At 60.5% G+C, this 13,387-nt stretch carries 15 protein-coding genes; 6 read left to right on the forward strand and 9 right to left on the reverse strand.

Features of this window, described 5'->3' with window-relative positions; genetic code table 11:
• Positions 1–32: 32 nt before the first annotated feature.
• Positions 33–719, reverse strand: coding sequence for a YggS family pyridoxal phosphate-dependent enzyme (locus tag ABH912_RS22385; protein ID WP_429511677.1), 687 nt, complete (start codon positions 717–719; stop codon positions 33–35).
• A 195-nt stretch (positions 720–914) separates the two neighbouring features.
• Here ABH912_RS22385 and ABH912_RS22390 point away from each other — a divergent pair, with 195 nt between their 5' ends.
• Positions 915–1,949, forward strand: a complete 1,035-nt coding sequence (locus ABH912_RS22390) for a type IV pilus twitching motility protein PilT (protein WP_429511678.1) — start codon at positions 915–917, stop codon at positions 1,947–1,949.
• Between the two features lie 132 nt (positions 1,950–2,081).
• Here the strand turns inward: ABH912_RS22390 and ABH912_RS22395 are convergent, their stop codons facing one another.
• Entirely contained in the window at positions 2,082–2,699 is a 618-nt protein-coding gene (locus ABH912_RS22395) for a C40 family peptidase (protein WP_033060471.1), read from the reverse strand.
• A gap of 250 nt (positions 2,700–2,949) precedes the next feature.
• Between ABH912_RS22395 and ABH912_RS22400 the strand changes: the two genes are divergently transcribed.
• On the forward strand, positions 2,950–3,381 hold the full coding sequence (locus ABH912_RS22400; protein WP_429511679.1) for an NINE protein: 432 nt from the start codon (positions 2,950–2,952) through the stop codon (positions 3,379–3,381).
• A 111-nt stretch (positions 3,382–3,492) separates the two neighbouring features.
• Here the strand turns inward: ABH912_RS22400 and ABH912_RS22405 are convergent, their stop codons facing one another.
• The 7 genes from ABH912_RS22405 to gshB form a co-directional block, all read right to left on the reverse strand.
• Positions 3,493–4,764, reverse strand: coding sequence for a dihydroorotase (locus ABH912_RS22405; RefSeq protein WP_008152614.1), 1,272 nt, complete (start codon positions 4,762–4,764; stop codon positions 3,493–3,495).
• On the reverse strand, positions 4,761–5,765 hold the full coding sequence (locus ABH912_RS22410; protein ID WP_074871640.1) for an aspartate carbamoyltransferase catalytic subunit: 1,005 nt from the start codon (positions 5,763–5,765) through the stop codon (positions 4,761–4,763). Before ABH912_RS22410 ends, ABH912_RS22405 begins: the two co-directional genes overlap by 4 nt.
• 27 nt (positions 5,766–5,792) lie before the next feature.
• Positions 5,793–6,296 carry a bifunctional pyr operon transcriptional regulator/uracil phosphoribosyltransferase PyrR gene (gene pyrR / locus ABH912_RS22415; protein ID WP_033060467.1) on the reverse strand — a complete coding sequence of 168 codons (504 nt, stop codon included), beginning with the start codon at positions 6,294–6,296 and terminating at the stop codon, positions 5,793–5,795.
• A gap of 84 nt (positions 6,297–6,380) precedes the next feature.
• Positions 6,381–6,818: a Holliday junction resolvase RuvX gene (gene ruvX / locus ABH912_RS22420; RefSeq protein ID WP_005792259.1), complete on the reverse strand. Its 438-nt coding sequence runs from the start codon at positions 6,816–6,818 to the stop codon at positions 6,381–6,383.
• Positions 6,818–7,390: a YqgE/AlgH family protein gene (locus tag ABH912_RS22425; protein ID WP_008152608.1), complete on the reverse strand. Its 573-nt coding sequence runs from the start codon at positions 7,388–7,390 to the stop codon at positions 6,818–6,820. Before ABH912_RS22425 ends, ruvX begins: the two co-directional genes overlap by 1 nt.
• 242 nt (positions 7,391–7,632) lie before the next feature.
• A complete protein-coding gene (locus ABH912_RS22430; RefSeq protein WP_033060463.1) occupies positions 7,633–8,532 on the reverse strand; it encodes an energy transducer TonB in 900 nt (299 codons plus the stop codon).
• Positions 8,533–8,609: 77 nt separating this feature from the next.
• Positions 8,610–9,563, reverse strand: coding sequence for a glutathione synthase (gene gshB / locus ABH912_RS22435; RefSeq protein WP_429511680.1), 954 nt, complete (start codon positions 9,561–9,563; stop codon positions 8,610–8,612).
• 234 nt (positions 9,564–9,797) lie between these two features.
• Here gshB and pilG point away from each other — a divergent pair, with 234 nt between their 5' ends.
• From pilG to ABH912_RS22455, 4 genes are all read left to right on the forward strand, one after another.
• The gene (pilG, locus tag ABH912_RS22440; RefSeq protein WP_008152601.1) at positions 9,798–10,202 is read left to right on the forward strand and encodes a twitching motility response regulator PilG; all 405 of its coding nucleotides are present in this window, start codon (positions 9,798–9,800) and stop codon (positions 10,200–10,202) included.
• A gap of 57 nt (positions 10,203–10,259) precedes the next feature.
• On the forward strand, positions 10,260–10,625 hold the full coding sequence (pilH, locus tag ABH912_RS22445; protein WP_033060460.1) for a twitching motility response regulator PilH: 366 nt from the start codon (positions 10,260–10,262) through the stop codon (positions 10,623–10,625).
• A gap of 10 nt (positions 10,626–10,635) precedes the next feature.
• A complete protein-coding gene (locus ABH912_RS22450; protein WP_429511681.1) occupies positions 10,636–11,169 on the forward strand; it encodes a chemotaxis protein CheW in 534 nt (177 codons plus the stop codon).
• Between the two features lie 146 nt (positions 11,170–11,315).
• Complete coding sequence (locus ABH912_RS22455) at positions 11,316–13,373, forward strand: methyl-accepting chemotaxis protein (protein WP_429511682.1); 2,058 nt, start codon at positions 11,316–11,318, stop codon at positions 13,371–13,373.
• Positions 13,374–13,387 lie beyond the last annotated feature (14 nt).

Here is a 13,387-nt window from a genome sequence, read left to right on the forward strand (position 1 = left end):
AGGTCCTTATAGAGAGAGGAGTCAGCCATTGTTCACGGTTGACTGTAATCACGGGCGCCAAACAGGGCCGTACCGATGCGGACCCAGGTGGCGCCTTGGGCGATGGCCGACTCGAGGTCGTGGCTCATGCCCATGGAAAGTGTGTCGAGCGGCAGGTTCAGGCTGGCTTGCAGGCTTTGTACGGCAGCAAAAGCGGCATCCTGGGCGGCGCGATCTTCAGTCGGCTCGGGGATTGCCATCAATCCGCGCAGCTTGATGCGCGGCAGTTCGCTGATGGCATTGGCCAAGGCCGGCAGGTCGGCCGGGGTGCAGCCGGACTTGCTGGCTTCACCGCTGACGTTGACCTGGATGCAGATGTTCAGTGGCGGCAGATCGGCGGGACGTTGTTCGGACAGGCGTTGTGCGATTTTCAAACGATCCACGGAATGCACCCAGGCGAAGTGCTCGGCGATAGCGCGAGTCTTGTTCGATTGAATGGGGCCGATGAAGTGCCAGATCAAGGGCAGGTCGGCCAATTCGAGCTGTTTGCTCAGGGCTTCCTGCAGGTAGTTCTCGCCAAAGTCGCGCAACCCCGCGGCATATGCTTCGCGCAGGGCGTCGGCGGGCTTGGTCTTGCTCACGGCCAGCAGCTGGACGCTGTCTTCGTCGCGCTTTGCGGCAAGGGCGGCTGCGTGGATGCGTGAACTAACCTGAGCAATGTTGTCTGCTATCGTGGACATCAAATCCTGCCTGAAAAGTGCCTGCACTCGATCATGCGGCGTTAAAAGTCGACTCAAAATGCTCATTGACTGACGTCAACTCCGCTTTTTCGCCGACTTTTGCCTTGCCTGATCATCGCTCGGCGACTTTATCAGGCGAGGATTAGGCGCCGGCGGCTGAAGGTTCGCGGCATTCTACTGGAATTGAGGAACGCTATGGATATCACTGAGCTGCTGGCTTTCAGCGCGAAACAGGGCGCGTCCGACTTGCACCTGTCTGCCGGCCTGCCACCGATGATTCGTGTCGACGGCGATGTGCGGCGCATTAACCTGCCGGCCCTGGACCACAAACAGGTGCAGGCGCTGATCTACGACATCATGAACGACACCCAGCGGGTGGACTTCGAGAAGCACCTGGAAACCGACTTCTCCTTTGATGTGCCCGGCGTGGCGCGTTTTCGGGTTAACGCGTTCAACCACAATCGTGGTGCTGGCGCGGTGTTCCGGACCATTCCGTCCAAGGTCCTGAGCATGGACGACCTTGGTATGGGGGAAGTGTTTCGCAAGATTACCGAAGCGCCGCGGGGGCTGGTGCTGGTGACCGGTCCGACCGGTTCCGGCAAATCCACCACCCTGGCGGCGATGATCGATCACCTGAACAGCCATCGTCATCAGCACATCCTCACGATCGAAGACCCGATCGAGTTCGTCCACGAGTCACGCAAATGCTTGATCAATCAGCGTGAAGTCCACCGTGATACGCGCAGCTTCGCCACGGCTCTACGCTCGGCCCTGCGGGAGGACCCGGACGTGATTCTGGTGGGGGAGATGCGGGATCTCGAGACCATTCGCCTGGCATTGACCGCTGCCGAAACCGGTCACCTGGTGTTTGGCACGCTGCACACGACATCGGCGGCGAAAACCATCGATCGGGTGGTGGACGTGTTTCCGGGGGACGAGAAGTCGATGGTTCGTTCGATGCTGTCCGAGTCGTTACTGGCGGTGGTGTCGCAGACGTTGGTCAAGAAGATCGGCGGCGGGCGGATCGCGGCCCACGAAATCATGCTTGGCACGTCAGCAATCCGTAACCTGATTCGCGAAGACAAGGTGGCGCAGATGTACTCGTCGATTCAGACCGGGGGGAACCTGGGGATGCAAACGCTGGATATGTGCTTGAAGGAACTGGTGAGCAAGGGCTTGATCAGCCGCGAGCATGCACGGGAGAAGGCGCGCACGCCGGATGGTTTTTGAGGGATCCAGAAACGCCTTCGCGGGCAAGCCTCGCTCCTACAGGGAATTACATAGATCCTGTAGGAGCGAGGCTTGCCCGCGAAGGGGGCTGCATGATCAAAGTAAGTCCCGGGTCAGCCTCAGGATTTCATATCAGCGCTGAACAACCTGCAGGGTGTTCTTCTCTTTCGGCATAACCCGCTTGGCAACCACGTAGTGGCTTTCCCAGTAGGGTTTCTTCAGCGTGTCGATGGTCACCGACTTGCCACGACGTGGTGCGTGGATGAAGCGGTCGTTGCCCAGGTAGATGGCAACGTGATTGACCCGACGGCTCTTGATGTTGAAGAAAATCAGGTCGCCAGGTTTCAGATCCTTGCGATCGACTTTCTCCCCATGACCACTGGCCATGGCGTTGGAGGTGCGCGGCAGGTCAAACGTGGCGTCGTTGAACGCGTATTTCACCAGGCCACTGCAGTCGAAGCCTTTACTTGGGCTGCTGCCGCCCCAACGGTAGGGTGTACCGAGGACGTTGACGGCGCGGCTCAGCACGTTGCTGCTTTCCTTGCTCGCCATTGGCGGAACCAGGCCACTTTTGCTGCTCAGTTGGGGAGCGCGATTTACGGTCTGTTTGTTTTTGCTCGAAGGAGCAGAAACGTGGGATTTTGGGGTGTAACCATTAACGTTAGGAAGACGTTGCTCACGATTGGTGGCGTGGGCGGCCAGTGGCATCAAAAGGCAAATGGTTAGCCATGTCTTGAAAAATGGACGCATTAGGCAGGGCTCATATAAGTTAGCGCGCAACTTTATAACAGCTTTTTTGCCCCTTCCGAGGCCGTTGGTCGATTCAACCTTGGGGTTAACGGAACCAAATAAGCGGAAAATGGACGCGATTGTCGGACAGACGTCAGGTGGTATAAGGCTTTGACGGGAGAGACAGTACCATTTGCCATACGTCGGCAACTCGTAAAAAAGTCACAAAGATTTAAAGAATATTTATCTATCGTGTGAATCGAGGTCCTTCATGAACACCTATCAACAGCCCGTTCCGCATCAAGACACGCACAGCAAAGTGATCGGTTACCTGCTGTGGATTTTCGGTTTTACCGGCGCTCACCGCTTTTATTACGGCAAGCCGGTGACGGGGACGATCTGGTTCTTAACCTTCGGTTTGTTGGGTATCGGCTGGCTGATCGACCTGTTTCTGATCCCGGCAATGGACCGTGAAGCAGACCTGCGGTTCACCGCGGGGCCTATCGAATACAACGTTGCATGGATTCTGCTGACGTTTCTTGGGGTGTTCGGCGTACACCGGATGTATCAGGGGAAGTGGATCAGCGGATTGCTGTATCTGTTAACGGGCGGGTTGTTCTTTCTGGGGGTGTTGTATGACTTCTGGACGCTGAATGACCAGGTGTCGATTCGCAATGCCCAGAATAGGGGCGCCTTCCAGTAAGCCATCGCGGGCAAGCCCGCTCCCACAGGTTCGGCGTATAGCCATCGATTTGTGAATTAACACAAACCCCCTGTGGGAGCGGGCTTGCCCGCGATTGGGGGCGGCGCGGGCTTACGCCTGGTGGCTGATGCGTCCATCCACCAGGGTGTAACGCACCACGCCCGGCAGGCTGTGGCCAATGAACGGGCAGTTTTCGCCTTTGGACAGCCAGGTCTCGCCGGCCACGGTCGAAGCCGCCGGATCGAACAGCACGATGTCCGCCGGTCCACCTACCGCCAGTTTGCCCGCCGGCAGGCGCAACGCCTCAGCCGGGCCGGTGCTCAAACGCGCCAACAGCGTTGGCAAGTCCAGCAAACCGTCTTCCACCAATGTCATCGCCAACGGCAGCAGCAGTTCAACACTGCTGATGCCCGGCTCGGTGGCCCCGAACGGCGCCAGTTTGGCGTCCCGCTCGTGGGGTTGGTGATGGCTGGAGATGGCTGAGACCACACCTGATTTCACCGCTTCGCGCAGGCCATCGCGGTCAGCGCGGGTGCGCAGCGGCGGCTGGACGTGATAGAGGCTGCTGAAGTCGATCAGCGCTTCGTCGGTCAGGATCAGCTGATACAGGGCGACATCGGCCGTCACCGGCAGGCCGCGAGCCTGGGCCTGAGCGATCAGGGCCACACCACGGGCGCTGGTGAGCTGGCTGAAGTGTGCGCGCACGCCACTTTGCTCGACCAGCAGCAGATCCCTGGCCAGAGCCACGGTTTCCGCGGTTTCCGGAATGCCCGGTAAACCGAGGAAACTGGCGGTCGGGCCTTCGTGGGCCAAGCCACCTTCGGCCAGGTCATGGTCCTGAGAGTTGAAAATCACCGTCAGATCGAATGTTGCGGCGTATTCCAGCGCCCGGCACAGCGTGCGGGTGTTGCGGAAGCTGTCCAGGCCGTTGCCGAAGGCCACGCAACCGGCATCGCGCAGGGCAACCAGTTCGGCCAGCTGTTCGCCGTCCAGGCCTTTGCTCAGGGCGCCGATCGGGAAGACCTTGGTGTTGCCGGCCTCGCGGGCGCGGTCGAGGATCAGTTCGGCCACGGCCGAGGTGTCCAGCACCGGTTTGGTTTTCGGCGGGCAGCACAGGCTGGTGACGCCACCGGCCGCGGCGGCGCGGGTTTCACTGACGATTGAACCTTTACGGCTGTAGCCCGGTTCGCGCAGGGCGACGTTCAGGTCAACCAGCCCGGGGGCGGCGACCAGGCCTTTGGCGTCGAGCGTGTCGACGGCGACAAAACCGGCTGGCGCGGCGCCAAGGGCAATGATCTTGCAGGCTTCAATATGGATATCGGTAACTTGATCCAGGCCGCTGGCTGGATCGATGACGCGGGCGCCGAGAATGCTGAGCTTCACTGGGCGTTCTCCTGCTCGAATTGGCGCTGGGCAGTCTGCCCGCTCATGGCCATGGACAACACAGCCATACGAATCGCAATACCGTAGGTGACCTGGTTGAGGATCACCGAGTGCGGGCCGTCGGCCACTGCCGACTCAATCTCCACGCCACGGTTGATCGGCCCCGGGTGCATGACGATGCAATCCGGTTTGGCTCCGGCCAGGCGCGCGGTGGTCAGGCCGAACAGGCGGTAGAACTCGCCTTCGCTCGGCAGCAGGCCGCCGGTCATGCGTTCACGCTGCAGGCGCAGCATGATCACCACGTCGACGTCTTTCAGGCCTTCGGTCATGTCGGTGTAGACCTTCACGCCATATTGCTCGACGCCGATAGGCAGCAGGGTTTTCGGCGCGATCACGCGGATGTCCGGGCAGCCGAGGGTTTTCAGCGCGAGCATGTTCGAGCGCGCCACCCGCGAGTGCAGGATGTCGCCGACGATGGCTACGGAAAGGTTTTCGAAACCGCCCTTGTGCCGACGGATGGTGAGCATGTCGAGCATGCCCTGGGTCGGGTGGGCGTGACGGCCGTCGCCGCCGTTGATGATTGCCACTTGCGGGCAGACATGTTCGGCGATGAAGTGCGCCGCGCCGGAATCACCGTGGCGCACGACGAACATGTCGGCGGCCATGGCTTCCAGGTTGCGCAGGGTGTCGAGCAGGGTTTCGCCCTTGCTCGCCGACGACGTGGACACGTTCAGGGTGATCACGTCCGCCGACAGCCGCTGGGCCGCCAGCTCGAAGGTGGTGCGGGTGCGGGTGGAGTTCTCGAAGAACACGTTGCACACGGTCTTGCCGCGCAGCAACGGGACTTTCTTCACTGCCCGGGCGCCGACTTCGAGGAACGAGTCGGCGGTGTCGAGGATTTCCGTCAGCAGCTCGCGGCGCAAACCGTCGAGCGAGAGGAAGTGGCGCAGCTGGCCCTGATCATTGAGCTGCAGCGGGCGCTTGGTTTCTAGAGGCGTCATCGCGAGGGGGACTCTCAATAGGGCGAATTAAAGGGCGAGGTCTTGCAGTTCGAGCTTGAGTTCCGGGCCGGACAGTTTCACCCGTTCGTGGGCGGCCAGCGACAGGGTCGCGCCGACCACATTCGGGCGGATCGGCAGCTCGCCGGCGTCCAGGTCCAGCAGGCATACCAATGTCACGCTGGCCGGGCGGCCGTAGTCGAACAGCTCATTGAGGGCGGCGCGGATGGTCCGGCCGCTCATCAGTACGTCATCGATCAGCACCAGGTGTTGGCCTTCGATTTCGAACGGCAGGGCAGACGGGCGCACTTGCGGGTGCAGGCCGTTCTGGCTGAAGTCGTCGCGGTAAAAGGAAACGTCCAGGGTGCCGAGGGGCGAGTCGCTGCCCAGTTCATCGAGCAACGCCTGGGCGACCCAGACACCACCGGTACGAATGCCGATGTAGCGCGGTTCGCTGATGCCACGTTTGGCCAGATAGGCGTCAAGCCGGGTCGCCATCTGGCTGATCAGTTCAACGGGATTGGGCAGGCTCATGGTTGCTCCTTCTTGGGCCCGAGCCGGGTTCTGCTGGAGAGGTGGCTCGGGTTGTCGCTAAGTAGAGACGCTTGTTGCGGCTCTTCAGGATTCGAACAGTGCGGTGTTTTCGTCGAGCCAGCCTTGCAGCAGCAGGGCGGCAGCGATGGCGTCCACCGGGTTGTCGCGGTAGCTGCCCTTTTGTCCGCCACGATCACGCCGCTCGCCCTTGGCTTCGAAGGTGGTCAGGCGTTCATCGTGGGTATAGAAGGGCAGGTTGTAGCGGCCATTCAGGCGGCGGGCGAATTTCTCGGCGCGCAGGCACATGTCGCTCGGCGTGCCGTCCATGTTCAAGGGCAGGCCCACCACCACGGCATCGGGTTTCCACTCTTTAATCAGGGCTTCGACCTGATTCCAGTCGGGAATACCGTTTTGTGCTTTCAAGGTGCACAGCTCGCGGGCCTGGCCGGTAATCACCTGGCCGACCGCCACGCCGATCTGTTTGGTGCCGTAGTCGAAACCCAAAATCAGGCGCAGGGCCATCAGGCGTGTCCCGCCTGGCTGGTCAGCAGGCTGAGATTGACGCCCAGGTGCTTGGCCGCTGCTTCCAGGCGCAGCTCGCTGCTGGTGTTGAACAAGATTTCGGCATCGAACGGGCAGGTCAGCCAGGCGTTCTGGGCCAGTTCGGCTTCCAGCTGCCCGGCTTCCCAGCCAGCGTATCCGAGGGCGATCAGGCTTTTCGCCGGACCGACGCCGTCGGCGATGGCGAACAGCACATCCTGGGAGGTCGACAGGGCCAGTTTCTCATCAAGCTCAACGGTGGCCTGATAACTCTGCCCCGAGGGGTGCAGGACAAAACCGCGATCAGTCTGCACCGGGCCGCCGATGAAGATCGGCACATGCTGGCAGAGCATCGGCGGTTCGATGTCGGGGCGCAGTTGCTCGAGGATATCGGCCAGGTTGAGGTCTTGCGGACGATTGACCACCAGGCCCATGGCACCATTGGCCGTGTGCTCGACGATGTAGGTCAAGGTGTGCGCAAAGTTCGGGTCGACCATGTGAGGCATGGCGATCAGGAATTGATGCTTGAGGTAGCTGGGGCTGACGTTCTTCATGAGCGCTAGTGTGGCGTTGGAGGGGCGAACTGACAAGCTGAGGATGCGCAGGAAATGGTGATTGAAGCCACCGCAGAACCCTGTGGCGAGGGAGCTTGCTCCCGTTCGGCTGCGCAGCAGTCGTATTCCGATCGTTGCGGTGTGTCAGGAAATACAAGGCCTGCAGGTTTTGGGGCTGCTTCGCTGCCCAGCGGGAGCAAGCTCCCTCGCCACAGGGGTAACATTTGGCAGGAAATCTCCAATCAATTACTGGACAACCGATCCCCGCGGGCAAACTTCCAGGTCCGGATGATTTCCAGACGATCGATATCCGACAAGTCCCCGGTAAACGGTGAAAACGGCGCCGCCAGCCGCACGATGCGCTGCGCTGCCTGATCCAGCAGCGGTTGCCCGGACGACTCCAGCACCAGCACTTCAAAGAGCGAACCGTCACGGTTGATCGAAACCATCAGGCGCAAATTGCCGTAGATCTGCTTGCGTCGCGCTTCGTCGGGGTAATTCAGGTTGCCGATGCGCTCGACCTTCTTGCGCCACTCGTCCTTATACCAGGCACCCTTGTCGCGCATGGTCGACGCGGCGCTCAGGCGGTGGATACGCGGGCGCTTGGCATACAACTGTTGTTCGTTGGCCAGTTCCGCTTCCAGGCTGGCAATGTCGGTGGACAGCTGTTCACTGTCAAACGTCGGCGCGGCGACGGCGGGTTTGGTGACGGGCTTGGGTTCTTCGGTTTTGGTGGGAGCCTTTTTCGGCTTGGGCGCGACGGTCGTCACGGCTGCCTTCGGTGCGGCTTCCGGCACTTGAGGCTTGGCCGCCGGCGGTGGCGTGACTTTCTGCACCTTGTTGTCCTGGAAAGGCGCGACCTCGGTGGTCTTGGGAATTGCCTTTTTATCCAGGGTGCCGCTGCCTTGCTGATTCTCTTGAGCGAGGAAATCGGCTTTCTCTGGCTTCTTTTCGCTTTTGAAGGTGGCGAGGGTGATTTCCAGGGTTTTGCTGATTTGCTTGGGTTCGACCATCGTAAAGCCGACGCCCAACAGCACGGCCAGGTGAATCAGCGCCGCGAGAAACAGGGTAAAACCGAGGCGATCAGCCGGGCGCACGCCACGATGGGCGAGTTCAGCGGGCAGATCGGACGGGAGCGTCATGACAAAAAAACCAACATCGCGTTTTTCACAGGCCGCGGATGATAACGCAATGTTGGTCGTTTCTTGGCTGTTCTATATCAACGGGCCTTGAGCTTCTGATCGATGGCATCCATCAGCAGGCCACCGATGTCGGTGCCGAACGCGTTATCAATCTCGCGAATGCAGGTCGGGCTGGTGACGTTGATTTCCGTCAGATGCTCGCCGATCACGTCCAGACCGACGAACAACAGGCCTTTTTCACGCAGGGTCGGGCCGACTTGTGCGGCGATCCAGCGATCTTTCTCGGTCAGCGGTCGGGCTTCGCCACGGCCACCGGCGGCGAGGTTGCCACGGGTTTCGCCAGCGGCCGGAATTCGTGCCAGGCAGTAATCCACTGGTTCGCCGTCGATCATCAGGATGCGCTTGTCACCGTCTTTGATTGCCGGCAGGTAACCCTGAATCATGATTTGCTGCTTGCCGTGCAAGGTCAGGGTTTCGAGGATCACCGACAGGTTCGGGTGGCCAGCGGTGTGACGGAAGATCGACGAACCGCCCATGCCGTCCAGCGGCTTGAGGATCACATCGCCGTGATGATCGGCGAATTCACGCAGTACGTCCGGGCGACGGCTGACGATGGTCGGCGGCGTGCACTGCGGGAACAGCGTGGCGAACAGTTTCTCGTTGCAGTCACGCAGGCTTTGCGGCTTGTTGACCACCAGCACGCCTGCGCGTTCGGCTTGCTCCAGCAGGTAGGTGGAGTAGACGAATTCCATGTCGAACGGCGGATCCTTGCGCATCAGGATCACGTCCAGATCGCTCAGCAGCGCGTCGGTCTCAGCCTCGAGCTCGAACCATTTTTCCGGGTTGGCGAAGACTTTCAACGGACGCATCCGCGCCCGCGCTTCGCCTTCGGCCTGGTACAAATCGGCCTGTTCCATATAGAACAGTTCCCAGCCGCGCTTCTGTGCGGCCAGCAGCATGGCCAGCGAGCTATCCTTTTTATAGGAGATGCTGGCAATAGGATCCATGACAATCCCGACGCGAACGCTCATGGGTTTTTCCTCGAAATTTGGGTGGCCGGTGCGGCACGAAAAAGTGGCGTCAGATTGGCGCTCACAGTGTTCCCGGTCAAGGAAAAACCACTGTGCCAGTCCCCCGATAGATTGCACTTGGAGACTGTGCTAAAAAGGCTGCCATATCGTTCTGGCCCTTGAACATCAAGGGTTTCGAGCCTCCGGTTATCGGAAATGGACAATTTGATTCGCAAAGGCGACGGCAGAGCATTTATGGAACAGCATTCCAGCGCCTTGAAGGTCATGGTGATCGACGATTCGAAAACGATTCGCCGCACCGCCGAAACGCTTTTGAAAAACGTGGGTTGTGAAGTGATCACGGCCATCGATGGTTTCGATGCCCTGGCCAAGATTGCCGACAATCACCCCGGCATCATCTTTGTCGACATCATGATGCCGCGTCTGGATGGTTATCAGACCTGCGCTTTAATCAAGAACAACAGTGCGTTCAAGTCCACGCCAGTGATTATGCTGTCGTCCAAGGACGGGCTGTTCGACAAGGCCAAGGGGCGCATCGTCGGCTCCGACCAGTTTTTGACCAAGCCTTTCAGCAAGGAAGAACTGCTGAACGCGATCCAGGCCCATGTACCGGGCTTCGCCGCCGTTTTGCCGCAGTAGGACACGCACAGTGACGCTCGGCCAGCGGGCCCGGCGTCGACAAGAATGGGGAAGACCATGGCACGTATTCTGATCGTCGATGATTCGCCGACCGAAATGTACAAACTGACCGGCATGCTGGAAAAGAACGGTCATGAAGTGTTGAAAGCCGAAAACGGCGCCGACGGCGTGGCCCTGGCCCGTCAGGAAAAACCCGACGCCGTGCTGATGGACATCGTCATGCCTGGCCTCAATGGTTTCCAGGCGACCCGTCAGCTGACCAAAGACCCGGAAACCGGGCACATCCCGGTGATCATCATCACCACCAAGGATCAGGAAACCGACAAGGTCTGGGGCACGCGCCAGGGCGCCAAGGACTACCTGACCAAACCGGTCGACGAAGAGACCCTGATCAAGACCCTGAACAACGTGCTGGCCGGTTGATCGTCCGGCCATGACCGAGTCGCTGACGGCTTTCGAACTGCTGCTGCAGATCGACCAGCGTTGTCGTCTGCTGGCGGCGGACTTGCCGTCCCAGCCGACCCGACAAGACAGTTGGAGCGGCATCGGCTTCCGTCTGGGCGAGCACTGGTACGTCGCGCCGATGGGCGAGGTCAGCGAAGTGTTGCACGAACCTCGGTTCACCCAGCTGCCGGGGGTCAGACCCTGGGTCAAAGGCGTGGCCAACCTGCGCGGGCGTCTGTTGCCGATCATCGACTTGTGCGGCTTCTTCGGGCATGAGCTGTCGACCGTGCGCAAGCAGCGCCGGGTACTGGTGATCGAGCATAACGAGGTGTTTGCCGGGTTGATGGTCGATGAAGTCTTTGGCCTCCAGCACTTTGCCCAGGACAGTCTTGAGCCGGTAGATACCTTGAGCGGCGCGATTGCACCCTTCATCCAGGGCCAGTTTCAGCGCGAGCAGACCTGGCAGGTGTTCAGCCCGTTTGCGTTGGTGCAGTCTCAAAGCTTCATGCACGTCGCGCTGTAAACGCGGCGACGCCGATCCTGTAGGAGCGAGGCTTGCCCGCGAAGAACGAAAACGCGGTGTTTCTGTAAGACCGCAGCGCCTGCTTCGCGGGCAAGCCTCGCTCCTACAAGGGCATAGAGTGAATTGGGCAGGACAGGCGAGGACCGATGATAAAAGCAAAAACAGGCAAGCCAGAAGGGTCGCGCAGCCGGTCACAGATCATCGCGCTATTCATGGCGCTGATCGTCTTCATCATGCTGCTGTTCGCCAACTTCGCGTACCTCAACACCCAGGCCACGTACGACAAACAGTACATCGGCCACGCCGGTGAGCTGCGCGTGCTGTCCCAGCGCATTGCCAAGAACGCCACCGAAGCCGCTGCCGGCAAGGCTGCGGCGTTCAAACTGCTGAGCGATGCGCGCAACGACTTTGCCCAACGCTGGGGCTATCTGAAGAAAGGCGATCCTTCCACCGGCCTGCCGCCGGCACCGTCCACCGTGCGCCCGGAAATGCGTGCCGTGCAACTGGACTGGGAACGCCTGCTGAAAAACACCGACGCGATCCTCTCCAGCGAACAGACCGTGCTGTCGCTGCACCAAGTCGCCGCGACCCTGGCCGAAACCGTGCCGCAGTTGCAGGTCGAGTACGAAAAAGTCGTCGAAACGCTTCTCCAGCGCGGCGCCCCGGCCGCGCAGGTGGCCATGGCGCAGCGCCAGTCGCTATTGGCTGAGCGGATTCTCGGTGCGGTGAACACCGTGTTGTCCGGTGATGAAAATTCGCAGCAGGCCGCCGACGCCTTCGGTCGCGATGCGGCGCGATTCGGCCAGGTGCTCAATGGCATGCTTCAGGGCAATCCGTCACTGAAAGTCAGCCAGGTTGAAGACCGCGACGCGCGCGCGCGGTTGATCGAGATTTCCGAGCTGTTCGAATTCGTCTCGGGTTCGGTGGATGAAATCCTCGAAACTTCCCCGGAGCTGTTCAAGGTCCGTGAATCGGCGACCAATATTTTCACCCTGTCGCAGACCCTGCTCGAAGAAGCCTCGCACCTGGCCGGCGGTTTCGAAAACCTGGCCGGCGGGCGCAACACCGACACCATTGGCGGCTACGTGCTGGGGCTGTTGGCGCTGATGTCGATCATCCTCATTGGTCTGGTGATGGTCCGTGAAACCAACCGTCAGCTGCGCGAAACGGCCGAGAAGAACGAGCGTAACCAGAACGCGATCATGCGCCTGCTCGACGAGATCGAAGACCTGGCGGACGGCGACCTGACCGTGACCGCGTCGGTGACCGAAGACTTCACCGGGACCATCGCCGACTCGATCAACTATTCCGTGGACCAACTGCGCGATCTGGTGGCGACCATCAACCTCACCGCTGGCCAGGTCGCTGCCGCCGTGCAGGAAACCCAGGCCACCGCCATGCACCTGGCCCAGGCGTCGGAGCATCAGGCGCAGCAGATTGCCGAAGCCTCCACGGCGATCAACGACATGGCCGAGTCTATCGATCAGGTCTCGGCCAACGCTGCGGAATCCTCAGCGGTGGCCGAACGCTCGGTGGAAATCGCCAACAAGGGCAACGAGGTGGTGCACAACACCATCCACGGCATGGACAATATTCGCGAGCAGATTCAGGACACCGCCAAGCGCATCAAACGCCTCGGCGAGTCTTCTCAGGAAATCGGCGACATTGTCAGCCTGATCGATGACATTGCCGACCAGACCAACATCCTTGCGCTCAACGCGGCGATTCAGGCTTCCATGGCCGGTGATGCCGGGCGCGGTTTTGCGGTGGTCGCCGATGAAGTGCAGCGGCTGGCCGAGCGCTCGTCCGCCGCCACCCGCCAGATCGAAACCCTGGTGCGGGCGATTCAGACCGACACCAACGAAGCGGTGATTTCCATGGAGCAGACCACCACCGAAGTGGTGCGTGGCGCTCGTCTGGCGCAGGATGCCGGGGTGGCCCTGGAAGAAATCGAAGGCGTGTCGAAGACCCTCGCTGCATTGATCCAGAGTATTTCCAACGCAGCCCAGCAACAGACGTCTTCGGCCGGTCAGATTTCCCTGACGATGAACGTGATCCAGCAGATCACCACGCAGACCTCGTCCGGCTCCACCGCCACCGCCGAGAGCATTGGCAACCTGGCGAAAATGGCCAGCCAACTGCGGCGTTCGGTGTCCGGTTTCACCTTGCCGGCCGCAAAGGCTGCGGCTGCGGATAAAGTGTGATGCGCCTTGAGGCG

Origin of the sequence: Pseudomonas sp. BT76 TE3572 (genome assembly GCF_050435365.1) — a bacterium.
GTDB lineage: Bacteria > Pseudomonadota > Gammaproteobacteria > Pseudomonadales > Pseudomonadaceae > Aquipseudomonas > Aquipseudomonas fluorescens_W.

Bases quoted from the DNA above. Each gene is read 5' to 3' on its own strand.
- ABH912_RS22395 (WP_033060471.1), bottom strand. From the start codon at position 2,699: ATGCGTCCATTTTTCAAGACATGGCTAACCATTTGCCTTTTGATGCCA.
- ruvX (WP_005792259.1), bottom strand. From the start codon at position 6,818: ATGGCCCTGCGCCTGATTTTGGGTTTCGACTACGGCACCAAACAGATC.
- ABH912_RS22450 (WP_429511681.1), top strand. From the start codon at position 10,636: ATGACCGAGTCGCTGACGGCTTTCGAACTGCTGCTGCAGATCGACCAG.
- pilG (WP_008152601.1), top strand. From the start codon at position 9,798: ATGGAACAGCATTCCAGCGCCTTGAAGGTCATGGTGATCGACGATTCG.
- ABH912_RS22430 (WP_033060463.1), bottom strand. From the start codon at position 8,532: ATGACGCTCCCGTCCGATCTGCCCGCTGAACTCGCCCATCGTGGCGTG.
- ABH912_RS22425 (WP_008152608.1), bottom strand. From the start codon at position 7,390: ATGAAGAACGTCAGCCCCAGCTACCTCAAGCATCAATTCCTGATCGCC.
- ABH912_RS22400 (WP_429511679.1), top strand. From the start codon at position 2,950: ATGAACACCTATCAACAGCCCGTTCCGCATCAAGACACGCACAGCAAA.
- ABH912_RS22390 (WP_429511678.1), top strand. From the start codon at position 915: ATGGATATCACTGAGCTGCTGGCTTTCAGCGCGAAACAGGGCGCGTCC.
- ABH912_RS22410 (WP_074871640.1), bottom strand. From the start codon at position 5,765: ATGACGCCTCTAGAAACCAAGCGCCCGCTGCAGCTCAATGATCAGGGC.
- gshB (WP_429511680.1), bottom strand. From the start codon at position 9,563: ATGAGCGTTCGCGTCGGGATTGTCATGGATCCTATTGCCAGCATCTCC.
- pilH (WP_033060460.1), top strand. From the start codon at position 10,260: ATGGCACGTATTCTGATCGTCGATGATTCGCCGACCGAAATGTACAAA.
- ABH912_RS22385 (WP_429511677.1), bottom strand. From the start codon at position 719: ATGTCCACGATAGCAGACAACATTGCTCAGGTTAGTTCACGCATCCAC.
- ABH912_RS22455 (WP_429511682.1), top strand. From the start codon at position 11,316: ATGATAAAAGCAAAAACAGGCAAGCCAGAAGGGTCGCGCAGCCGGTCA.
- pyrR (WP_033060467.1), bottom strand. From the start codon at position 6,296: ATGAGCCTGCCCAATCCCGTTGAACTGATCAGCCAGATGGCGACCCGG.